Source organism: Aquimarina spinulae (assembly GCF_943373825.1).
Taxonomy (GTDB): domain Bacteria; phylum Bacteroidota; class Bacteroidia; order Flavobacteriales; family Flavobacteriaceae; genus Aquimarina; species Aquimarina spinulae.
Genome location: NZ_CALSBP010000001.1, coordinates 197,555 through 221,555 on the forward strand (window position 1 = coordinate 197,555; position 24,001 = coordinate 221,555).

At 32.6% G+C, this 24,001-nt stretch carries 23 protein-coding genes; 20 read left to right on the forward strand and 3 right to left on the reverse strand.

Features of this window, described 5'->3' with window-relative positions; translation table 11 throughout:
* The 8 genes from NNH57_RS00915 (at nt 1) to NNH57_RS00950 (ending at nt 8,894) form a co-directional block, all read left to right on the forward strand.
* Nucleotides 1–1,071 carry an LptF/LptG family permease gene (locus tag NNH57_RS00915; RefSeq protein WP_074408059.1) on the forward strand — a complete coding sequence of 357 codons (1,071 nt, stop codon included), beginning with the start codon at nt 1–3 and terminating at the stop codon, nt 1,069–1,071.
* The gene (locus tag NNH57_RS00920) at nt 1,058–1,990 is read left to right on the forward strand and encodes a DMT family transporter (protein ID WP_074408058.1); all 933 of its coding nucleotides are present in this window, start codon (nt 1,058–1,060) and stop codon (nt 1,988–1,990) included. The genes NNH57_RS00915 and NNH57_RS00920 overlap by 14 nt, the downstream gene beginning before the upstream one ends.
* A 51-nt stretch (nt 1,991–2,041) precedes the next feature.
* Complete coding sequence (locus NNH57_RS00925; protein WP_074408057.1) at nt 2,042–2,995, forward strand: acetyl-CoA carboxylase carboxyltransferase subunit alpha; 954 nt, start codon at nt 2,042–2,044, stop codon at nt 2,993–2,995.
* Between the two features lie 169 nt (nt 2,996–3,164).
* Nucleotides 3,165–4,712 (forward strand): replicative DNA helicase, encoded by a 1,548-nt coding sequence (gene dnaB / locus NNH57_RS00930; protein WP_074408056.1) that lies wholly within the window; start codon nt 3,165–3,167, stop codon nt 4,710–4,712.
* A 115-nt stretch (nt 4,713–4,827) separates the two neighbouring features.
* Nucleotides 4,828–6,012: an asparagine synthetase B gene (locus NNH57_RS00935; RefSeq protein ID WP_074408570.1), complete on the forward strand. Its 1,185-nt coding sequence runs from the start codon at nt 4,828–4,830 to the stop codon at nt 6,010–6,012.
* A 104-nt stretch (nt 6,013–6,116) separates the two neighbouring features.
* Nucleotides 6,117–7,124 (forward strand): DKNYY domain-containing protein, encoded by a 1,008-nt coding sequence (locus NNH57_RS00940; RefSeq protein WP_108808493.1) that lies wholly within the window; start codon nt 6,117–6,119, stop codon nt 7,122–7,124.
* A gap of 71 nt (nt 7,125–7,195) precedes the next feature.
* A complete protein-coding gene (locus NNH57_RS00945; RefSeq protein WP_108808494.1) occupies nt 7,196–8,005 on the forward strand; it encodes a DUF6503 family protein in 810 nt (269 codons plus the stop codon).
* Nucleotides 8,006–8,075: 70 nt separating this feature from the next.
* The gene (locus NNH57_RS00950; protein ID WP_074408053.1) at nt 8,076–8,894 is read left to right on the forward strand and encodes a tetratricopeptide repeat protein; all 819 of its coding nucleotides are present in this window, start codon (nt 8,076–8,078) and stop codon (nt 8,892–8,894) included.
* 143 nt (nt 8,895–9,037) lie between these two features.
* On the opposite strand, the gene NNH57_RS00955 is transcribed toward NNH57_RS00950, so the two are convergent.
* The gene (locus NNH57_RS00955) at nt 9,038–10,330 is read right to left on the reverse strand and encodes an amidohydrolase family protein (protein WP_108808495.1); all 1,293 of its coding nucleotides are present in this window, start codon (nt 10,328–10,330) and stop codon (nt 9,038–9,040) included.
* Nucleotides 10,331–10,417: 87 nt separating this feature from the next.
* On the reverse strand, nt 10,418–13,402 hold the full coding sequence (locus NNH57_RS00960) for an amidohydrolase family protein (RefSeq protein WP_074408051.1): 2,985 nt from the start codon (nt 13,400–13,402) through the stop codon (nt 10,418–10,420).
* Between the two features lie 155 nt (nt 13,403–13,557).
* Between NNH57_RS00960 and NNH57_RS00965 the strand changes: the two genes are divergently transcribed.
* Nucleotides 13,558–14,253: a hypothetical protein gene (locus NNH57_RS00965; RefSeq protein WP_074408050.1), complete on the forward strand. Its 696-nt coding sequence runs from the start codon at nt 13,558–13,560 to the stop codon at nt 14,251–14,253.
* Nucleotides 14,254–14,507: 254 nt separating this feature from the next.
* Nucleotides 14,508–15,191, forward strand: a complete 684-nt coding sequence (locus tag NNH57_RS00970) for a hypothetical protein (protein WP_108808496.1) — start codon at nt 14,508–14,510, stop codon at nt 15,189–15,191.
* Here NNH57_RS00970 and NNH57_RS00975 read toward each other — a convergent pair whose 3' ends face one another.
* Nucleotides 15,192–16,256, reverse strand: a complete 1,065-nt coding sequence (locus tag NNH57_RS00975) for a DUF3810 domain-containing protein (RefSeq protein ID WP_108808497.1) — start codon at nt 16,254–16,256, stop codon at nt 15,192–15,194.
* 179 nt (nt 16,257–16,435) lie between these two features.
* On the opposite strand from NNH57_RS00975, the gene NNH57_RS00980 reads away from it, so the two are divergent.
* The 10 genes from NNH57_RS00980 to NNH57_RS01025 all read left to right on the forward strand — a co-directional run bounded on the left by NNH57_RS00980 (nt 16,436) and on the right by NNH57_RS01025 (nt 23,996).
* Nucleotides 16,436–17,896, forward strand: a complete 1,461-nt coding sequence (locus tag NNH57_RS00980) for an aminoacyl-histidine dipeptidase (protein WP_074408047.1) — start codon at nt 16,436–16,438, stop codon at nt 17,894–17,896.
* 285 nt (nt 17,897–18,181) lie between these two features.
* Nucleotides 18,182–18,892: a hypothetical protein gene (locus NNH57_RS00985; RefSeq protein ID WP_108808498.1), complete on the forward strand. Its 711-nt coding sequence runs from the start codon at nt 18,182–18,184 to the stop codon at nt 18,890–18,892.
* A gap of 98 nt (nt 18,893–18,990) precedes the next feature.
* Nucleotides 18,991–19,500, forward strand: coding sequence for a hypothetical protein (locus NNH57_RS00990; RefSeq protein WP_074408045.1), 510 nt, complete (start codon nt 18,991–18,993; stop codon nt 19,498–19,500).
* A 101-nt stretch (nt 19,501–19,601) separates the two neighbouring features.
* The gene (locus NNH57_RS00995) at nt 19,602–20,042 is read left to right on the forward strand and encodes an SRPBCC family protein (protein ID WP_074408044.1); all 441 of its coding nucleotides are present in this window, start codon (nt 19,602–19,604) and stop codon (nt 20,040–20,042) included.
* Nucleotides 20,043–20,111: 69 nt separating this feature from the next.
* Nucleotides 20,112–20,627 carry a GNAT family N-acetyltransferase gene (locus NNH57_RS01000; RefSeq protein WP_108808499.1) on the forward strand — a complete coding sequence of 172 codons (516 nt, stop codon included), beginning with the start codon at nt 20,112–20,114 and terminating at the stop codon, nt 20,625–20,627.
* A 55-nt stretch (nt 20,628–20,682) separates the two neighbouring features.
* Complete coding sequence (locus tag NNH57_RS01005; protein WP_074408043.1) at nt 20,683–21,249, forward strand: DUF2867 domain-containing protein; 567 nt, start codon at nt 20,683–20,685, stop codon at nt 21,247–21,249.
* A 235-nt stretch (nt 21,250–21,484) separates the two neighbouring features.
* Nucleotides 21,485–22,333: an ABC transporter ATP-binding protein gene (locus tag NNH57_RS01010; protein ID WP_108808500.1), complete on the forward strand. Its 849-nt coding sequence runs from the start codon at nt 21,485–21,487 to the stop codon at nt 22,331–22,333.
* A complete protein-coding gene (locus tag NNH57_RS01015) occupies nt 22,317–23,069 on the forward strand; it encodes a hypothetical protein (protein ID WP_132065804.1) in 753 nt (250 codons plus the stop codon). Before NNH57_RS01010 ends, NNH57_RS01015 begins: the two co-directional genes overlap by 17 nt.
* Nucleotides 23,070–23,071: 2 nt before the next feature.
* Entirely contained in the window at nt 23,072–23,452 is a 381-nt protein-coding gene (locus NNH57_RS01020) for a GntR family transcriptional regulator (RefSeq protein ID WP_025666259.1), read from the forward strand.
* On the forward strand, nt 23,439–23,996 hold the full coding sequence (locus tag NNH57_RS01025) for a GIN domain-containing protein (protein WP_108808502.1): 558 nt from the start codon (nt 23,439–23,441) through the stop codon (nt 23,994–23,996). The genes NNH57_RS01020 and NNH57_RS01025 overlap by 14 nt, the downstream gene beginning before the upstream one ends.
* Nucleotides 23,997–24,001: the final 5 nt, after the last annotated feature.

Genomic DNA, 24,001 nt, shown 5'->3' on the forward strand with positions numbered 1-24,001 from the left:
TTGAAAATACTAGACTGGTACATACTTAAAAGATATCTGGGGACATTTTTTACAATGATTCTGCTTTTTATCCCTATAGGAATAATAGTAGACCTTTCAGAAAAAATTGATAATATGCTAGAACATCAGGTTCCTCTTGATGCTGTTGTAGGATATTACCTCGACTTTACCGTTTATTTTGCCAATTTACTATTTCCTCTCTTTGTATTCTTATCTGTAATTTGGTTTACCTCTAAGCTTGCTAATAAAACAGAAATTATAGCTTTTTTAAGTTCCGGAGTTTCATTCTGGAGATTTCTTAGACCCTATATGATAGGTGCGGTTATCATTTGTTTCGGTGCATTAGCTATGGGATTGTTTTTGGCTCCAAAAGCTAGTCAAGGATTTAATGAATTTAAATACTCTTACCTTAAAAAAGGTAAAAAAGTACAAGAAACTAAAAACGTATATCGACAACTTAATGATAGTATGTTTTTGTACGCAAATAACTTTAAACCTTTAGAGAAATCTGCTACTAATTTTACAATAGAATATTTTGACGGTAATAGATTAAAGATAAAAATATCTGCAAGAAGAATTGTATTTAAAGATAGTATTTATGAATTGAGAGACTATGTAAAACGAACTGTATTAGAAAATAAAGATATTATTGAAAAAGCTACAACTAAGGATACTGTCTTGCCGTTTAATATAGATGAATTTACCCCGGTTACGTATGTGGCAGAAACTCTTAACTATACAGAGTTAAGTAAGTTTATCAAAAAAGAAAGTAAAAGAGGATCATCTGATATCAATAGATATAAAGTTGTAGCGTATAAAAGGTGGAGTATACCAGTATCTGCATTTATTCTTACCATTATTGGCGTAGCCGTTTCTTCTATGAAAAGAAGAGGAGGGATGGGGGTTAATCTGGCTGTTGGTATTTCATTAGCATTTGTTTTTATCTTTTTTGATAAAGTATTAGGTACATTGGCCAATCAATCTGATTTTCCACCAATTGTTGCTGTATGGTTTCCTAATATATCTTTTGGAATCTTAGCCATTTATCTTTTATATAATGCCAAACGCTAAACTTTTTAATTACCTTCATTTACATTTTATAGTATTTATATGGGGGTTTACAGCTATCCTTGGAGAATTAATATCTATCGAAGCACTACCACTGGTTTGGTATAGAATGCTTCTGGCTTCAGTGTTTATTTATGTTTACATTTATTTCAAAAAATTACCATTAGCGGTTTCCAGAAAATTATTTTTTACACTTTTTTTAGCAGGAATTGTCATAGCATTACACTGGATTACTTTTTTTGCAGCAATCAAAGTTTCTAACGTATCTATAACACTATCCATGATGTCTACAGGAGCTTTTTTTACTTCAATTTTAGAGCCTATTTTTTATAAAAGAAAGGTAATATGGTATGAAATTCTTTTCGGACTTTTAGTCATTACAGGATTGTATATTATTTTTAAAGTTGAAGGAGATTACTTTATAGGTATTGTTTATGCATTGTGTTCTGCTTTTTTATCTTCGGTTTTTTCTTTAATAAATGGAAAAGTAGCACAGCAATACAACCCATCGGTAATTTCTTTTTATGAATTATTAAGTGGTGTGGGGGTTGTAACTGTATATTTATTAGGAATAACAATATTTGGTACAACAACCGAAGGATTTACAGTTTCGTTTTTTCAATTATCAACCTCGGATTGGATGTTTATGTTGTTATTAGCGTCGGTGTGTACAGCTTATGCTTTTATAGGCTCTGTACAGGTAATGAAATATTTAACTCCGTATACAGTAATGTTAACAACGAACTTAGAACCTGTATATGGGATACTATTAGCTTTCTTAATTTTTGGAGAAGCAGAAAAGATGAATCCCCAATTCTACTACGGTGCGGCAATTATTCTGGGTACAGTTGTTTTAAATGGAATATTTAAAAATGCTAAAAAAAGAAAAAGAGAGGGAACTTTGCATAACATTACGAAGTAAAGTTTTTATATTTGTCGGCTAACCCTAGTTAATATAAAATATATTCTTGATATGGAATATTTAGAATTTGAACTCCCCATTAAGGAACTCGAAGAACAATTTGAGAAAGCTTGTGCCATCGGTGAAGAGAGCGAAGTTGATGTTACTGATACGTGTAAGCAAATTGAAAAAAAGCTAAAAGAAACTAAAAAAGAAATATATAAAAACCTTACGCCGTGGCAACGAGTTCAGCTGTCAAGGCATCCTTCTAGGCCATATACATTAGATTATATAGATGCTATCTGTGGTGAATCCTTTTTAGAACTACATGGTGATCGAAATGTAAAGGATGATAAAGCCATGATTGGTGGTTTAGGAAAAATTGGAGACCAGAGTTTTATGTTTGTTGGTCAACAAAAAGGATACAATACCAAGACCCGACAATACCGTAATTTTGGAATGGCAAACCCAGAAGGGTATCGTAAAGCACTACGCTTAATGAAAAGTGCAGAAAAATTTAATATTCCGGTGGTTACTTTTATTGATACTCCTGGTGCTTATCCTGGATTAGAAGCAGAAGAACGTGGACAAGGAGAGGCAATTGCTCGTAATATACTAGAAATGACTCGTCTTAAAGTACCAGTTATTGTAGTGATTATAGGAGAAGGAGCCAGTGGAGGAGCATTAGGAATAGGAGTAGGAAATAAAGTGTTGATGCTCGAAAACGCATGGTATTCTGTAATTTCTCCAGAAAATTGCTCTTCTATTTTATGGAGAAGCTGGGATCAGAAAGAACAAGCTGCAGAAGCTTTAAAGCTTACAGCCAAAGATAGTGTTAAACTTAAGGTGGTTGATGAAATCATTAAAGAGCCACTTGGTGGTGCACATAGTGATCGAGAAACAACCTTTAAAACAGTACGGGATAAAATATTAGCATCTTTTGAAGAATTAAAAAACTTATCACCAGAAGAATTGGTTGAAAAGCGAATGGAAAAATATGCAAATATGGGAGTCTTCAAAGACTAACCCCTAAAGGAATCACTTACTACCTGAATCTGAAGTTGTAAGCTTCAGATTTTTTTATGCTTATTAACAATAAATTTAAGTTATTAACAGTTCATTTGTTGAAGACTAGTGGACATTCGTATCTTTGTATTTAGGTACATCTTTTTACAATTTTTTTACATTCGTAGTCATGGAAAAAGTACAGCAAGCTAAGCAAATAAATTACGATCGGGGGAACGTAATTTCGCTTGAAAAAGGAAAAATACCTCCTCAAGCACTTGATTTAGAGGAAGTTGTGCTTGGGGCAATGATGATTGATAAGAAAGGGGTCGATGAAATTATAGATATACTAAATCCCGATGTTTTTTATAAAGAAGCACATCAATACATCTTTGAAGCAATATACAAGCTATTCGAAAACTCTGAGCCAATAGACTTATTAACGGTTTCTAGCCAATTAAAGAAGGATTCGAAATTAGAATTGGCCGGAGGGGATTATTATTTGGTACAATTAACCCAAAAAGTAGCCTCCTCTGCGCATATAGAGTTTCATGCCAGAATAATTCTTCAGAAATATATACAGCGAAGTTTGATTAAAATTTCGAATGAAATTATTGAAGAATCTTACGATGAGACTACAGACGTTTTTGACCTTCTCGATATGGCAGAATCCAGATTGTATGAAGTAACACAAGGAAATATAAAACGTTCTACAGAGACCGCACAAAATCTGGTTATACAGGCAAAGAAAAAAATACAGGAAATTTCAAACAAAGAAGGATTAAGTGGAATCCCGTCTGGCTTTGATAAGCTAGATAAATTAACTTCGGGTTGGCAGCCAAGTGATTTAATCATTGTGGCTGCCCGTCCGGGTATGGGAAAAACAGCATTAACCCTTTCTATGGCCAGAAATATGGCTGTAGGACAGAATATTCCTGTAGCATTCTTCTCATTAGAGATGTCTTCGGTACAGCTCATTACACGTTTAATATCTTCTGAAACTGGTCTCTCTTCAGAAAAATTACGTACCGGTAAGTTAGAAAAACACGAATGGGAACAGCTTAATGTAAAAGTAAAAGATCTTGAAAAAGCACCATTGTTTATCGATGATACTCCATCTCTTTCAATTTTTGACCTTAGGGCAAAAGCACGTCGTCTTTCATCTCAGCATGGTATAAAAATGATCGTTATTGATTATTTGCAGCTAATGACCGCAGGAGGTACCGGGAAAAATGGAAATAGGGAACAAGAAATTTCTACAATTTCTCGTAACCTGAAAGCTCTGGCAAAAGAATTAAGTGTACCAGTAATTGCATTATCGCAGTTATCAAGGGCGGTAGAAACTCGTGGAGGAAGTAAAAGGCCACTGCTTAGTGACCTTCGTGAATCTGGAGCAATAGAACAGGATGCAGATATTGTATCTTTTATCTACAGACCAGAATATTATAAGATTGATGAGTGGGATGATGATGAAAGATCACCTACTCAAGGACAAGGAGAATTCATAGTTGCAAAGCACCGTAATGGTGGTTTAGAAAATATTAGGTTAAAATTTATTGGTCACTTAGGTAAATTTGATAACTTAGATGATTTTAGCACTCCTTTTGAGTTTCATTCTAAAATGAATGATGGTAGTGAAGATGAACCGCTTAGTACGAGTCATCTTCCTAGCGCAGATGAAGCCTTTGGGAGTAGCATAAATGACTCAAGCGATGATGACGATGAAGTACCTTTCTAAAATAATACAAATATTGAGATCTTTCTTACTACATCAAAGATGGTTTCGATCTGGTGTAGTTACGTTGGTTTTTTTATTTGCATTTCAATCTTATGCATCTTATGTGTTAATTCCGATGGATGCAGATGGCCAGCAAAATCACCTGAAAGCCTATGGGATTACATACTGGACATTAAGTAAAGATCTAAAAGTAAAATGGTTGTTAAACTACAGAGGAGGATCTTTTTTATTACCGGATACAGAATATATTAGAAAAGAATGCACCATTAGAGGTGTTTCGTACGAAGTACTTAGCGATGCAGAAACTAATGAGATTTTAGAAGAAATTAGTAGTCCTTCACAGAATATGGAAGCCGTAGTGTTAGAAAAAGCACCAAAAATAGCAGTATATTCTCCTAAAGGGAATCAACCTTGGGATGATGCGGTTACAATGGTATTAACATTTGCAGAAATTCCTTACAAAACCATTTATGATAAAGAAGTTCTTGAAGATAACCTGATCTTATATGATTGGTTGCATTTGCATCACGAAGATTTTACCGGACAATATGGTAAGTTTTATGCTTCGTATAGAGCTGCTCCATGGTATATTAGAGAAAAAGCCGCTGCAGAAAAACTAGCTAATGAACTTGGATACTCAAAAGTTTCTCAAGAGAAACTGGCAGTGGCCTTAAAAATTAGAGACTACGTTGTTGGTGGCGGATTTATGTTTGCTATGTGCAGTGCTACTGATAGTTTTGAGATTGCCATAGCTTCAGAAGGAGTTGATATTTGTGAACCCATGTTTGATGGAGATCCGAGTGAACCGGGATATCAGTCCAAAATAGATTATAATAAAACTTTTGCGTTTAAAAACTTTACATTAGAACGTAGCCCAAATGTATATGAGTTTTCTTCAATCGATATGACCAGAAAGCGTCGTATCCCTAAAACAACAGATTATTTTACACTGATGGATTTCTCTGCAAAATGGGATCCTATCCCAACTATGCTTTGCCAAAATCATACGGCTTTGGTCAAAGGATTTATGGGACAAACTACAGCATATAATCCTAATGAAATTAAATCTAATGTATTAGTGTTGGGCGAAAATAAAACCAATTCAGAAGCTCGTTATATACATGGGATTAAAGGAAAAGGATTCTTTACATTTTACGGAGGGCACGATCCCGAAGATTATACGCATAGGGTGGGTGACCCAAAGACAGAGCTAGAACTACATCCTAACTCACCAGGATATCGACTAATTCTAAACAACGTACTCTTTCCGGCTGCAAAAAAGAAAAAGCAGAAAACTTAATAGCAATATTGTACTCCTAATCACGGTTTACAGGGATAAATTTACATATTACTTTTTATAATTTTGTTTTTGATTCATGATAAGATGAAGCAGACATAAATAAAATGATAAAAAAAGTATTAATGATTTTAGCCGCGATTTTTCTATTACTAATTACACTAGGTATTTATGGAGTGTATCGTTTTTTAAATCCATTTGGGGAATTAGTAAATAAGGAGAAATCAGAATCTTACTTTTATACACGAGATGGTGATAAAATTATACACAGTCCCATGGGGAATTGGTTTTCATTAGGTAAAACCGAAATGAATGTTGATTTTGATACTTTTCAAGTTTTAGGAAGAGAGTATGCAAAAGATCAAAACCATGTATATTATGGAGCAAAACTTCTAGATTTTGATATCGATGTTCCTTCCTTTACTGTTAAGTTTAATTACAATATCCCTATGGATAAAAACCATGTATACATTTTGTATGATCGATATGATTTAGAAGATGGAGGAGGTTTTAAAATTTTAGAAGATGCAGACCCTGCTACATATGAACAGTTAAATTTTAGTTTTGCAAAAGACAAGAATTACATATTTAGGGATAATGAAAAGCTAACAGAAGTAGACTATTCATCTTTTGAAATACTTAATGAAGAGTTTTGCAGAGATAACAAAGGGGTGTACTATTATTTATATCATGAACCTTTGCGTAAAATTGAAACGAATCTATCAGAAGTAACTGTATTAAATCAATATTGTATTCGTGATGATAAATATATATACCTTCATACCAGTAGAAGAAATGGAGAAAGCGTTGATGAAGTAGTTAGTATACCTTTTAAGAATGCTGAAAGAATAACGTTTTTTGATAGTAATAAAATAATCAAAATAGATGATATGATCTATTATGAAACAACACCCTTAAAAGAAGCAGATGCCGATACTTTTGAAGAAGTCGAATATGGATACACAAAAGATATCAATCATGTTTTTTTTCTTGGAGAAATTGTTAAAGGTGCAGATCCTAAAACTTTTAAATATAATAGTAGAAACTACACTTTTTCAGACAAAAACTATATTTATGAATCTGGAGAGGTTTTAAAAAAATCAAAAAGCTGGTGATACAATAGTGTAAGGTAATTTAAGTACTACGACTACATTGTCTAGAATTAACTTATTTATAAAACTTAAACATGAAAAACCTTATCCCAGTATTACTCTTGATTGTAACTATTATTTCTTGCAAGCAAGAAGTAAAACCAGAAAAAGAAATCAAGGTTCGCGAAGAACAAAAAGAAGAGGTTACACCAGATAGATCTGGAGATTTTCCTGAAGATATTGCTACTGTTTTTAAAGCTCATGGAGGTATCAACGTGTTTGATCAAATGAATAGTATGATTTTTGAGATTGCCAAACCCGAAGGAAACGAAAAACATACTATAGATCTTAAAACTCGTCATGCACGAGTAGAAACAGATAAATTTGTTTTGGGGTTTGATGGTAAAGAAGCCTGGTTAGAGCAGGATTCTACTTATTTTAAAGGAAATCCTCGTTTCTACCATAATTTGATGTTCTATTTTTATGCAATGCCTTTTGTTTTGGGTGATGACGGAATTTCATATCAAAAGGTAGATGATCTTAACATAGATGACGTTTCGTACGCTGGTTATAAAATATCTTACGGAGATGGTGTAGGAGATTCACCTAAAGACAATTATTTCCTTTATTATGATAAAGTATCTGGAAAGATGAAGTTTCTGGGATATACGGTTACATTTTTTAGTAAAGAATCCAGCGAAAAAATAAGCCTGATAGAATATACTTCCTGGAATGATGTAAATGGAATATTACTTCCTGCAACTCTTAAATGGAGAGCGTATAAAGATGGTGTAGTAGGAGAGGTTAAAAGCGAAATGAATTTTGTAAATGCTAAAATAAATAAGAAAAAAGTTTTTGGTTCATTATTCAAAAAAACCGTTATTGAAGAAAGTAAGACTTTGTAAATAATGTATGTTGTAATGCCAGAAAACTTAATTGAAAATAAGTTTTAAAATCAAATAAGATTAAGAGAATATGACATTACATTTCAGATTCATTACTATAATTTTAGTTTTAACTTTTGGTACAAATAATTTTGTTCAGGCACAGGAAATTCCGAATACTGCGAAATTACCTGATACTTCATCTTGGGAATCAGTGAGAAAACAAATTAAAATGGAAACCCGTTTTATAAAGAGATGGCCCGATGCCGAGCATTATTATAAAAGAGGTAAATATAAAGCAGTAATACATGAGTGGAAATCAGCATTATCAGATTTGGATAAATCAATTGAGTTTAGCCCTAATACAATGATTTCATATTATGTTAGAGGAGGTGTGAAAGAAAGATTAGATGATTTAGAAGGATCAAGAGATGATTTTTCAAAAGTTATCGAACTAAGACCAGATTTTGAAATGGCTTGGTTAGATAGAGCCCAGATTTATACAAAACTTAAAAATTTTGATGCTGCAAAAGAAGATTTGGATATGGCTCTAAAATTGTACCCAAATTGGAGTCTCGCTTTCTTTCGATTTGGTAATTTGTATGGTGATAAAAAAGACTACGATAAAGCAATAATATATTACGAAAAATGTATAGAAATCAACAAAGATTCATATATGGCATATAATAATTTGGGAGATATATATTATAAGAAAAGGAACTATGACAAAGCAATTTTTTATACCACCGAAGCAATACTAATTTTTCCTAACTATGTAAAAGCTTTAAAAACAAGAGTAGGAGCAAAAATGGCTAAAGGAGATACGGATTTCTGTGAAGATATTAAAAAGTTGGTAAAATTAGGGGATATAGAATCGATAGCAATTATTGATGAATATTGCCCAAATTGATTTATAAAGTAATATTACCTTAATGTTAATTGTATTTTCTTAGTAAGTATACATTAGCCTATATCGGGGACATATTTTTTTAAAGAAGTAACGCCTTTTTAGCTAAAAAGGCGTTACTTCTTTAATAAGAGTATTTAGAACTATTATTTAGTATATTTTTCACTATATCGTTTCCATAACTTAGTCTGATGGCTTTCTAAGCTAATATCACGTCCTTGAATAAAAGCTTTCTCTAATTGATTTGTGCGCATATCCAGAGCATCACCAATACTTATAAATAAAGTAGCATCTTTACCAATTTCAAGAGTTCCGGTACTATTATCTATACCTAAAATTTTAGCACTATTACCAGTAATGAGTTGTAAGGCCTTTTCTTTATCTAATCCATGTGCAGCAACAGTTCCTGCCTGAAACGGTAAATTACGTGCATTAGCACGCTCCATTTGCCCGCTATTCTGTAATGCAACCAGCACTCCAGCATCCATCAATAATTTTGCATTTTTATAGGGTAAATCATAATCTTCATCTTCTTGTCTGGGAGTAGAGTGTGTTCTTGTAGTTAATACAGGAACATTGTTTTGTTTTAGCTGTGCTGCAACTTTATAAGCTTCATAGGCACCTACTAAAACTATTTTCTTAATATTATTTTCTTTAGAAAAATTAAGTACGTCCAAAATTTCTTTTTCGGTATTTACATGTATAAACAAAGTCTTTGATCCATCAAAAATGCCTTTCATTGCAAGATGAGGAAGGTTTCCTGTTGTTGTATTTGACTTAATAGAAGCTTTGGATTGATGTATGAAATCTACCAATTCGGTTATTTGTTCTACATATTTTTTATTTGGTTTATATCCTGGTTCTTCACCAAGCCACCAACGACCCCTGGTAAAGGAACTTGGCCAATTGATATGGATACCATCATCTACTTTTATAGTTGCATCTTCCCAATTCCAGGCATCTAATTGTACAATCGATGATGTTCCCGAAATTCTACCACCACGGGGAGTAATCTGTGCCATTAAAACACCATTAGGGCGCATGCTTTCAACAATTTTACTTTCTGCATTGTAGGCAATAATACTCCGAATATGTGGGTTGTAATTTCCAATCTCGCTATCGTCATCTGTGGCACGAACAGCACCTATTTCTACTAATCCTAATGTAGAATTTGGAGCTATAAAACCGGGATAGACATGTTTACCAGAAGCATCGATTACGGTTCCTTTTGCAGAAGCACTTCCATTAGCACCTATTGCTGTTATCTTTCCTTTTTCGAAAATGAGAATGCTGTTTTCAATAACTTCTCCATTGCCTATGTGTGCCGTAGCACCAGTAATTGTTATTGCTTCGCTTTGAGCTTTTGCTGGGGTTTGCTGCGCTGTTACTTTTCCAAAGAAAATGGTACACAGTGCTATTATGAATACTATTTTTTTCATATCTGTTTTGTATAATTTTCTTGTCACACTGAGTCTGTCGAAGTGCTGCTTGAATTGATTCTGGACAAGTTTTGTGTACATATCTTTTTAATTAATAGTTTCTAAAGTTTCACATTCGAAATGCTGCTTTTCCTTTTTCTTGGCAGGTTGGGTTTTAAGGCCACTGTTTTTTGCTTTTAGCATCATAGTAGAAAGTTTGTTTCTTTCTGTAGCAATAGATTTTCTCATTGCCTTGTCTTTTTCAAGGTCAAAATAAACGGCTCCTTCAATTATGGTTTTTTCTGCTTTGGCATATATCGATAGTGGATGATCTGTCCACAGCACCAAATCTGCATCTTTACCTATTTTAATACTTCCTACCTTGTCATCGATATGTAAAAGTTTAGCAGGATTAAGAGTTACAAATTTCAAAGCATCTTCTTCGCTTACACCACCGTATTTTACAGATTTTGCAGCTTCCTGATTAAGACGGCGAGACATTTCTCCGTCATCACTATTAATTGCAGTAACTACCCCTTGTTTATGCATAATTGCAGCATTATAGGGGATCGCATCATTAACTTCGTATTTGTACGCCCACCAATCAGAAAAGGTAGACCCTCCAACACCATGCGCTACCATTTTATCTGCTAATTTATATCCTTCTAGGATATGAGTAAAAGTGTTAATTCTAAAATTAAATTTTTCGGCAACCTTCATTAGCATATTGATCTCACTTTGCACATAAGAATGACAGCTGATATAACGTTGACCGTTTATGATCTCTGCCAGGGTTTCCATTTCGGTATCCTTGCGATAGGGTTTGCCACTGGTTTTACGTTTATGATATTCTTTTGCACGAGAAAAGTAATCTATATACAATTGTTCGACTCCCATTCTTGATTGTGGGAAACGGCTAAAACTTTGCCAGTTACTTTGTTTTACATTCTCACCTAACGCGAATTTGATAAATTTAGGCGAATTTGGATAGATAAGATTATGAGCACTCTCTCCCCATTTTAATTTTATGATTGCAGAGCGCCCTCCGATCGGATTGGCAGAACCGTGAAGTATCTGAATTGAGGTTACACCACCGGCCAGGTTTCTATAAATATCGATGTCATCTGGAGAAACAACATCTTCGATAGTTACTTCGGCAGAAGAATTATGTCCAGCTTCATTAATTGCTGCCGCAGCGATATGAGAATGCTCGTCAACAATACCAGAAGTAAGATGTTTTCCTGTAGCATCTATTATTTTGGCGCTACTATCATTAAGGTTTTTACCAATAGCAGTGATTTTACCATTTTTGACTAATACATCGGTCTCTGTTAAAATTCCGTCGGTTTCATTAGTCCAAACTGTTGCATTTTTAAATAGTAACGACTCTGACTTTGGTAATTGAGAGTTCCCATATGCTATATTAGGATACACCACAGGAAGAACTTCGGGTTTTTCTTTTTTGTCGGTTGATTTTTTATCCTTTTTTTCTGAAGACTCTTCGGGTTTCTTTTTTACAGAAAAAGAAGTTTGTGCTCCATTAGGAAGAATAGCTTTACCACTCCAAAAATTAGGAGTACCAGCAATACTGGATACAATTCTTGTATATTGGGTCTTAGTAGTGTCGGTATCGGTAAAAGTGATAGTTACCCAATCATTTTTATAATTTATTTTGGATCCTAATTTTGTTTCACCAAGTTTTATTTCGGTTTTAGGTTTTGTGGGCTTTCCAGAAATAGACATATCATAAGTCTTTCCGGCAACGGTTAGCGTATAGTTACCGTTAATATCGATAACATTCATATCATTCACTATATTTTTACGACCCTGTACCCAGTTTTCATAAATGATATTGTCTTCTGAAAATAATTCGCTTTTAGTGATTAGAAAGTTGGCATAACTTCCTTTTTTTATACTTCCTAAAAGATTACTCTTTCCCAAAATCTGTGCAGGTACTGTTGTTAGAGCAGCAATGGCAGTTTTTTTATCCAGACCATACTCAATAGCTTTTATGATTCTATCATTAAGATCTGCTATCTTTTTTAATTTATGTGTAGTCAAAGAAAAGGTAATTCCATTTTTTGATAATACCGAAGGGTTTGTCGGGGCCTGGTTCCAATGTCTCATATCTCCGAGGCTTACCAAATTAGTCATAAAAGGATCTGAAACATCATAGGCTTCAGGAAAATCCAGAGGAATGATATACTTGGCATTGGTAGCTTTTACTTTGTCGATTCTGGCATATTCATCTCCACCACCAACAAGTATATATTGTGTCTTAAATTGATCCCCAACCTTATCAGCTCTAAACCCGTTTATTCGGCTTTCAGCTTCAAAAATTTGAGGGAGGTTTTTATTTCTGTTTAAGGCTTCTAATGATAGATCTTTGTTGGTTGCATTACCACCAGCATACCAATCGGCATCGTGATACATTTGTCTTAGAAGTGCCATAGCCCCCATAAGTGATGTAGGGTATATTTGTTTACTTTTATTACTCTTAGAAAAAGATAAGAATTGTGATGAACGATCACTTAATAATCGATCCCCTTCTGTACCTTCATTATTTAGAGCCACCAATAGTCCCGTTCCTCTTACAATACCGTCGGGCATATGTGTATTAAGTACTCCAAACCCTTCTTTTACATATTCTGTCGCTTTTTTGGCGTCATATTTAAATGATGTTAAAGCATTCGTTTCGGGACGAATGTGATCGTTCCAGTAGTACCCTTCTCGGGAAGCTTCGTATTGAGGATTACCACTAAAAGGACTTCCTCCTTTTCGTTTAGGTTTTTTGATACCAAAATTGGTAAACAGATCAATAAAAGAAGCATAGATATGCTTTCCCTTTAGGTCAATTATCACACTATTCGCAGGGGCTGAAATGGTATTTCCTACCTGTACAATCTTACCCTTTTGGATAACTAGAGTTCCATTTTTGATCTCAGTATCAGGTGTTGTGTGAATCGTTGCGTTTTTAAATACGGTGTAATTAGAATTGGTAGTGTTAACCCCATCATTTTTTGGAAAATAATCTTGAGAGTAAGAATTTAAAATTCCGAATATCACCGTAAGTGATAATAGAAGTTTTTTCATAAATGTAGTGTAAAAGTAAATTGAATCAGATTTAAAGATAATGGTTGAAATAAAAAGAGGTTGTTAATTAAGATTGTTTTAACATTAGCTATTACCCTATTAAATTTGTATTTTTAGAGTTATAACTGTATTGATTAACAATAGAATGTATAATAATGAAAAGTTTTTTTATTCTTTTTTTATGGATTGGTAATACTTTGATGATTGGTCAAACCAATATAAACAACGACTTTAATTCTAGTAATAACTTGGCATATGATACTACAAAAGTACTTAACGTATATAGTAGCCCTACCGGAAATAGTTATACCGAAAAATCGATAAAAGGGCATAAATATTATGATGAGGAGTATAAAATAGCAGAGATTTATGTTAATGATAGGATGATTCATAAATATGCTATTCGTTATGATGCCTATCATGATCAAATTGAGGTTATAGAAAATGATAAAAAATTTGTGCTTTCTAAAGAAAATAAAATCCGAGTGGTTTTGAAAGGTTATGAATATGGGGTATTATTAAATAAAAAAGGAGTAGAAGAGTATTTTATTATTTTTAATAAGAACAAAGAAACTTCATTAGTATTAAAAGCAAGAAAAAAAATTGAGGATGCCAAAAAACCTCAATCAGGTTTTGAGAAATATAAACCACCGGCTTTTTATAGAGATTATTCTTATTTTATAAAAAACAATTCAAGTGATTTAAAGAAAGTAAGACTAAAAAAGAATAATATTCTTACTGCTTTGAAAGATAAAAAAGAAGAACTTGAAAAATTTGCCTCTTCAAAGAAATTGAAGTTTAAAAAAGAAGCAGATTTAATTAAAATTATAGATTACTACAATACATTGTAGTGCTATTAGAATCTTGCTTGGTACTATTTAAAAACTATATAATTATATAGGTGCCCTCCATTATTGTTTCCATTTTTAACTTCTAATAGAGACAGAGTATATACATCAGAAATCTCAATTTGATCGGGGTATCATATGCAAAGCAACAATTGATATAACAAAGGTTGTTAATTAAGGTTTATTTAACAGGTAAGTTTTTTTTTCTTGTAGACTTAATATTTACTTTATCTAATTGAATTAAAATTATATTTCTTATGAAAAAAAATGTTGTTGTTCTTGGTTTATTTTTTCATCTTTTTCTTTTTAGTCAGGAAGTTCAGGTTAATACTGAATTAAATTCTGATGGTACTTCTACTGTCTTAAGCGCATATGCGAAACCTATTGTAACAAATTATTCTGAAGAATCTATTACGGGGAGTAAATACCACGAAGAAGAGTATATGATTGCTGAAGTATATCTTGATAATAAAAAAATTCATAAATGTGCTGTTAGGTATGACGCATATTCTGATGAAATAGAGGTTGCAGCAAACGATAAAAAATATGTGTTGTCAAAAGGAGATGGTATTAAGACTATTTTAAAGGACTATGAATATCAGAGATTAGATCAAAAAGGGAATACTGGTTATTTTATAATTTTTAATAAAAATAAAGAAACTTCTCTGGTCCTAAAGGCAAAAAAGAAAATCAAAGAAGCAGTTGAGCCTAAATCAGGTTTTGGAAATTATGTTCCTCCAAGTTTTATTAAAGATTATAAGTATTTTATAAAAAATAGAGCAGGGGATTTAACAAGGATAAAACTTAAAAAGAAAGATGTTTTAGGTGTCTTAAAAGATAAAAAAGAAGAGCTTGAAAAGTTTGCTGCTTCAAAGAAATTGAAATTTAAAAAAGAATCAGATTTAGTTAAAATTATAAATTACTATAATACATTATTATGATTACAACTTTGTCTTATAATAATTAACTAATAAAGCTACAACATAACTATAGGTCTCCATACCATCAGGTTGGTTATTAGCTTTTAAATAACTATCGTAAGTACTTTTAAAAATGGGTTCCAGGGGATTTTCAAAAGATTCCCAGAACTCGTTTACTTCGATATAATTTCTTCTAATACCAGGTCTTAACTTTTCGATAAGACAGATTGCTTTTTCTTCATTACGAAGATAAAGATCGTTTAGGCAAAACTTTAAGGCAAAGGTAGTCCCACTATAATTAAAATATATATCATCATAATTCATTGTAGTCAATGCCGCTATAAAATTGGCTTCATTTTCTTTGGCAAACCCTAATTGATGTGCTTCTTCGTGACAACTAGTAGTAGGTGCCTTGTAATTGAGTATTAGTCCATTTACTTGTGCTTCATTGGTAATAGGGTTTAAATACCCGCTAAAACCCATATAGGTAAGAGGAAGACTTAATATAGACGTTTTAATACTTTTAGGGTGATATTGTAATACAGGAAGTATTTGATGCAACTGATCGTATGCAGGAACTGTTTTTTGAAATATTTCTTCTTTAGAATAGGGGATGTGTATCGGTAGAGAATCGTTAGATTCTAGTTGCAAATGCAAAGAATTGGCTTGAATTATTAATTTTTCTGAAACGGTAATCAGCTCTTCTTCAGTATATTCATCATCTAATCCTAATATCTCATGTAAGGGTAATCTATAGTAATTCATTCCCCAAAGAATATGAAAACAAGCATACACAATAGATAAAGTAGCGCCAATATCCAATACTACTTCTTTCCACAACAAACGCTTCTTAAATACTTTTTTAAATAAAAAACGTATAAGCATAATAATCAAAACACAATATAAAATGTCACCAAAAGAAAATGGAAGCCATCCAAATACATATCGCAAAGCCTTAGAGATATAAACAAACAAGCCGTTACTATAAAATCGTTCTATAACTTCGGGGAAAAAAGAAAGAATTTGAATCAGAATGATTTGAACAGGAAGTAATACGGTGAGATAAAGTTTTGTCTTAGATTGCATGGGATAAAGATATTTACAATTCTCAATTTAGAATGAAGAATTAAGAGTTTTTTAGTATCTATTCGTTTGATTCTAGAAACTTTGAGACTTTGATAGCACTATGCTTTGATACTTGATTTAAAATTTAGAATTTTGCTGGATATCTATAATATAAAGCTGTCAATATTTAAACATCAATTATGAATTCAGAAATAAGAAGCCTTGAGCCTAAAGTGATATGGAATAAATTTGCAGATCTTAATGCAGTTCCCAGACCTTCAAAAAAAGAAGAACGTGTTATTGCGTTTATGAAAAATTTTGGAGAATCATTGGGGTTAACTACCGAAATAGATAAGGTTGGTAATGTTCTAATAAGAAAACCAGCTACTCCGGGAATGGAAGATCGAAAAGTAGTGGTGATGCAGTCCCATTTGGATATGGTACATCAAAAAAATGCAGATACCGATTTTGATTTTGATACCCAAGGTATAGAAATGTATATCGATGAAGATTGGGTTAGAGCCAAAGGAACAACTCTTGGTGCCGATAATGGATTAGGAGTAGCTACTATTATGGCAGTTCTCGAATCTACAGATATAGCACATCCTGCTATCGAGGCATTACTTACCATAGATGAAGAAACTGGGATGACAGGTGCTATGGGATTAGAAGGAGGATGGTTACAAGGAGATATATTGCTAAACCTGGATACCGAAGAAGATGATGAAATAGGAGTTGGTTGTGCTGGTGGAATTGATGTTACAGCAAAAAGAAATTACAAAGAAGAACCAGTTGCAGAGGGTAAAGTAGGATATACAATTGCTATTACAGGACTTAGTGGTGGGCATTCTGGAATGGATATTCATAAAGGATTAGGGAATGCTAATAAAATAATGAATAGACTGTTGTTTGATGGTTTTGAGAATTTTGGTTTACAAATTAGTGAAGTAAAAGGAGGAAGCCTACGCAACGCAATCCCAAGAGAGAGCTTTGCGATAGTTGTAGTAGATGCAGTACAGGCAAAAGCTTTTGAATTCGAAATAGGTGAGTTGTCAAAAACAATCCAGAATGAGCTTTCTATTGCTGATCCTGATCTTACCATAGAAATTAATACTACCGATCTGCCAGCACAAGTAATGGAGTTAGGTGTTCAGGAAGGGGTAATAAAGGCGTTATATGCTGCACATAATGGGGTGTATACCATGAGTGCTTCAATCCCTGATCTGGTAGAAACTTCTAATAATATTGCCAAAATAACAATAGGACAAGGAGATATCACTATCGAATGTCTAACCCGTAGTAGTGTAGAATCTTCTAAGCTAGATCTTGCAAACAAGTTAAGAGCTACTTTTGAGTTAATAGGATGTGAAGTAACTACTAGTGGTGATTATCCTGGTTGGGCGCCTAATATGAATTCTCCAATTTTAAAAGTAATGGACGAATTGTATCAAAACCTTAATGGTGAAAAAGCACATGTAGCTGCCTGTCATGCAGGATTAGAGTGCGGTATCCTGGGGCAGAATTATCCAGATATGGATATGATATCATTTGGCCCAACAATCTTAGGAGCACATTCACCAGATGAAAGAACAAGCATCTCATCGGTACAGAAATATTGGAAATTCGTAAAAGAAATCTTAAAAGAAACTCCAAAGAAATAAATAGTAATCATCTTTTGACTATAACTGTTAATTGAAAAATTGATAGTATGTAGACCTATCTTACTTATACCAGAATATGATATCTCGTATAAGTAAGGTAGGTCTTTCGTTTTATAGAAGTATACATTAAAAGCACTCTATAATAACTCCATAATTCATTGTTGTAGAATTTTCTTATCATATTCACTTGAATTAATTACTTTTAAACTACAGTAGAAATCGACTCTAGTCTTTTTTTAATTATATAATTAGCATAAAATAGCTGTGCGTTACCTTAAAATGATAATGATAAAAAAATTAGTAGTAGTTCTAATTATAATGAGTATGTCGGGGTGTGGTAACTCACAAACCAATAAAAAAGCACATTCGGTTCTTGTAGATACAACAAAAACAATAGCTATAGATAACTCATATCCTAATAAGAAAGTAAACCTTTCTAATGATAAGCGACATAACATCGATGAAAGGAAAACCGAAATTAGTATTAAAAATAAGTCTGATTATTCAGAAAATTTCATCGAAGGACTCAAAAAATTAGGAGAGGAGAAAATTACACTTTCAGATAATCTGTTGATTTTAAATGATACAGATACAATTTATTTTCCAGAAACTCCAAAAATAAATCGTCGAATAACATTAACAGGTAAAAAGGGTAATCTTGCTATTGCGGTTACAATTAAACGATTTAATTATACTACAGTCGATTATAAAATTGAGATAACAGAATTTGGAAAATCAAATCATACCCAAAAAGGAAAAGCCGACATAGCTTCGAGTTTCTATTTTGGTGACGAATCTGATGAAAGTGAGAAAACCGGAGTTAGTTATTTTGTAACAGAATTTTCTGAGCAGAGAGAAAGTGATTGTTATACGTATATTCGACTTGGATACGAAAAAGAAACGGGCCCTTATTTACTTGGAAAAATAATAAAGAATTGTAATGGTAAGCTATCGGATATAGATCTTGATAATTTTCCAACATTAATAGAAAAGTAGGATGTTTAAAATGATAACAACCTGTCATAGGTACGTATTTATGAAGACACGAAAATCATAAAAACTACAAATCATAATGCACTAGACGAAAAGATAGTATGAAAAAAAATAAAAAAATAAGTAGTGGCGTAAAAGTGGGACTTATAGCTATTACTATTAATATTATTACAGTTGCAGTTTATATCTACCAAACAAATCTAATGCAAAAAGAACAACATGCTTCGGTATGGCCTTATTTAGAATGGAGAATTATTTATAACCAGGATGATGGGGTAGTGTTGAAAGTTCGTAACAATGGCGTTGGTCCTGCAATAATTAACAAAGCAGCTATAAAATTGAATAATAAATCTGTTCCAGTGTTAGATTCCTTATTTTCTAAACTTCTCGGAACCACTCAATTTCCACACCTGACAGCAGAAGTTCAAAATCGAGTCTTACCTGCAGGAGAATCAATAAATATGATAAAAGTTGTTGACCCAATATGGGCAGAACTTCTTTATGCAAAAGTAAACAAAAGTAATTTTGAAATGAAAATATGTTACGAATCGATCTATGAGGATCAATGGGTATGTACCGGGACTACAGTTAAAGAATCTAGATGTAATTAACCTTTTAATTGGGATGCTTTATTTTATTAGAAAATAAAACGAAAAATAAAAACTCCTCGATAGAGAAGAAAATAAAAAGCACAATCGAAATATTTTGTCATATGAAAGATACAGACGCACCAATTGTAGTAGAAGAAACTTATATGACGACTCTAGAAAATGTTTGGAAAGCCATAACAGAATTAGACCAAATGAAAAAATGGTTTTTTGAACAAATTGAATCGTTTGAAGCTAAAGAAGGATTTGAAACACAATTTGTTGTCGAGGTCGAAAACCGAAAATTTACTCACCTCTGGAAGATAACAGAAGTTATACCAAATCAAAAGATAAAATATAATTGGAGATATAAAGAATATAACGGAGATTCATTTGTAACATTCGAATTGTTTGAAAACAAGAGTCACGTTAAACTTAGGTTAATAACCGAAATAATACACAGTTTTCCATCAAGCATTCCAGAATTTACACGAGAGAGCTGTATAGGAGGCTGGGAATACTTTATCAAAAGTAGTTTAAAAGAATATTTAATGTCAAAAAAATAAGTGAAGAATGAAAACTACCTCTATAGATTACCATATCATTGCTTGGGTTTATTAATATCTTAATGAATCATGGATAACAAAGAAATTAAAATAAGGCAGCTTGTAGAATCAGATAAATCACAATTGGCAAAACTTGCCAACAATAATAATATATCAAATAACTTAAGAGATTATTTTCCTAATCCTTATAACGAAGAGGATGCTAAATCCTTTATTAAGATGACAATACAACAGGATCCTACAGTAAGCTTCGGAATAGAGTTTGGAGGAGAACTTTGCGGAGTTATATCACTGATGCTACAAGATGATATGTATAGAAAATCGGCAGAAATTGGGTATTGGTTAGGAGAACCCTATTGGGGTAAAGGGATTACTACAAAGGCAGTAGACCAGATAACCAAATATGGATTTGAAAAATTAAACCTGATCAGAATATACGCAGGAGTTATTGAATATAATACAGCTTCGATGAATGTCCTCGAAAAAAGCGGATTTAAAAAAGAAGGAATATTCCAAAAAGCAATTGTTAAGAATGGTAAAATTTGGAATGAACATAGATATTGTATCTTAAATAAAAAGATATAGTAGAAATTATTGCAATACTCAATGGATAAAAAAGTGTGATTTTAGATTTTGAAAAATGAAAATAACAGAGATTGAACTCAATAAAGAATACCTGATTACTAAACAAAGTAAGGATATAAGTTACTCTGATGTTTTTCAATTAAGAACAACATCGCTAAAAGAAGTGCCCAAGCCAAAAGATTGTATGATAGCATTCTTTAAAGCATTCTCACCATTCTTTACAAAACTATTACTCTCTAGAGAGAAAATAGCCAAAAAATTAGGGCTGAAAACGGCAACTAAACTAACTCAAGTAGAAAGAGAAACATATTTGAACGAGTTTGAAGGTAATATTGGGGATAGTATTGCAATATTTGATGTGCTGGACAAGAATGATATAGAATTGTTAACAGGACAGACAGATAAACATCTGGATTTTAAACTATCTTTTATTAGTTATGAAGAAGGGGATGACAAGATAATGGAACTAGCTACCACAGTAAAAATTCATAATACCTTAGGGAAAATATATTTCTTTTTAGTAAAACCGTTTCATCGATATTTTATGAAAAAAATATTTATAAAAATGGAAAAAGAAGTAGTGCTTATAGAAAAAAGAAAACGCGATAATACAGTAAAGTGACCTTCTTTTACTTTAAAAATTTTATCACAATCAAGGTGTTGAACTAAGAATACGTCAATTTTAAGGATTACAATTCTAAAAATGTAATACTCCGTAAAGCTTTACTATATCTGGTCTGGGCGTTACTTCAATTTTATTTAGTTAACTAGCAGATAATCAATAAAATAAAAAATCTTTGGTTAATTGATTTATGTTAGATATATTTGCAGTGTACTAGATAACTAATACACTAACCATGATTCAAATTAAAGACTTACGGTTCTACTACCCAAAAAGCAAAATAATCCTGGATAATATCACTTTAGATTTTATCCCGGGAAACATTTATGGGCTTTTTGGTAAGAATGGAGAAGGAAAGAGTACATTAATGAAGATAATGACTGGATTATTGTTTCCAAAGGCAGGTTATTATAGGGTTTTGGGTAAAGATATTTCTGGAAGAAATGTAAAATGTCTTCAGGAGATTTTTATGGTGCCAGAAGATTTTGAGCTACCAGGGCTTAAAATTTCTACTTATGAACAAGTAAATTCTCCCTTTTATCCTGGGTTTTCTAGAGATCAATTTTATAAGCTAATAGAAGAGTTTAAGCTTTCTGCCGACGAAAATATATCGACTCTTTCTTTTGGGAATAAAAAGAAAGTACTTATCGCCTTTGGAATAGCAACAAATACGAAACTCTTACTTATGGATGAGCCAACTAACGGGTTGGATATCCCATCAAAAAGTCAATTTAGGAAGATTATGGCTCTGGCGGTTGATGAGGGAAAATGTATTATTATTTCTACCCATCAGGTTCGGGATTTACATAGCTTGATAAACCATGTAGTGATATTGGATCAATCCAAAGTAGTATTTAATCAGCCATTGTCTAATGTTTCTGAACATTTATGGTTTGGAAAACCTAGGAGAGATGCAAAAGAGTCTATTATTTATTCTGAAACATCTTTTGGAGGAAAAGCTATGCTTTTTAGAGAAGATAGAGATGAGACAGAAGTGGATCTCGAATTATTATTTAATGCCGTTTTAAGCGAATCTAATAGAATTAATAATGCCTTAAATACATTTCATGATGGAACAATTTAACATTAAGAGAATAGGCAGTTTCATATATAGAGATATCATACTTCTTAAGGGAGCAATACTTACTACTTTATCTGTTGCCAGTGCTATTTTTTTTATTGTCTTTTTGTTTAGTTTACGAGGGGACCATCAGATTTCGAGTGGCGAATTTATGAGCATATTCGGTAAGTTTTATGTAGCGCTAGGAGTACTATTTATTTTTTCAACTTTTAAAGAAGCGCATAACCAAAAATCAAACCATTTATATTTTTCATTACCCGTTTCATCTTATGAAAGAATAGCTGCAGCCTGGCTTAGTACTTTTGTGGTATATACTCTTGCATTTTCATTCCTTGGTTTTTTGGTTGGGCAAATAGCAATTATACTTGGCAGTATGTTTTCTGAAACGAATTTTCACCTGTTACCTATATTTTCAGAAAGCTACTGGCAGTTGGTTAAGGTGTATTTTGTTATACAGCCGGTATTTCTCTATGGTGCTATTGCATTTAATAAAAATAGAGTGGGAAAAACATTACTTGTAGTTGTATTACTTGTTTTTGGGTTGATAGTACTCAATATGATGCTTTTCGGGATGCTCAATTATGGGTATGATGTATTTTCGGGAGAAGGGCTAGCTTCAGAGGCATTTGATAAGACTGGACAAGGTTTTTCTGGAATAGGAAAAGGAATTTTTATGGGCGTTTTTGCCCCATTAATGCTATTGGCAAGTTATTTTAAGATAGTAGAAAAGGAAGTTTAAGAATGGATTTTGATAACAGTAAACCTATTTATTTACAAATCGTAGATGTTTTCTACGAGAATATACTTGTAAAAAAATGGCAGGAAGGCGAAAGAATACCTTCTGTGAGAGAGATTGCTGTTATGGTAGAGGTAAACCCTAACACCGCGATAAGAGCTTTTACCTATTTACAAGAACAAGAGGTAATCTATAATAAAAGAGGGATAGGGTATTTTGTTTCAGAAAATGGGTATAATAAGGTTCTCGATATTAAAAGAAAAGAATTTATGGAAGATCTTCTTCCCGATATATTTAAAAAAATGAGATTACTTGATATAAAATTTGAAGAAGTAAAAGACTCATTTAACCAATATCTAAATAATATAGATCATGAAAACAAGTAATTGGATTGTAATAGGCGCATTAGGAGCTGTTATTCTTTTTTTTCTGGCTTTCCAGTTTTCTATACATGATAATGTGAGGAAAGGAGAACTTCGAGAGAATGCAATTCAATATACAGGGAATATGATATCCGAAACAAGAAATGTCTCTGCATTTAGCAAGATATCAGTTACTCATGGTATTGAAGTTTTTTTTAAACAAGATAGCTTAGCAGAAGTAAAAGTAGAGGCCTCAGAAAATTTGATGGCTTATATCAAAACCGAAGTGAAGCATAATAAATTAATCATAGAAAAAACAAAGAGAGAAGAAAAAGGGGATACCGTGAGGATATTTGTTTCTAATCACCAGTTGGATTCACTACAAGTAGCCTCAGAATCATATTTTGAAACAAAAGGTACAGTTTCTGGAAAAGATTTGATACTCGAATTTACAGATGACAGTAATGGGAATCTAGAATTGTCGTACGAATCGGTTAAATGCTCTGCTACTCCTGGATCTAATGTGAAATTAAAAGGAAATACAAATCAAATCGATTTCTCTAACTAATCAAT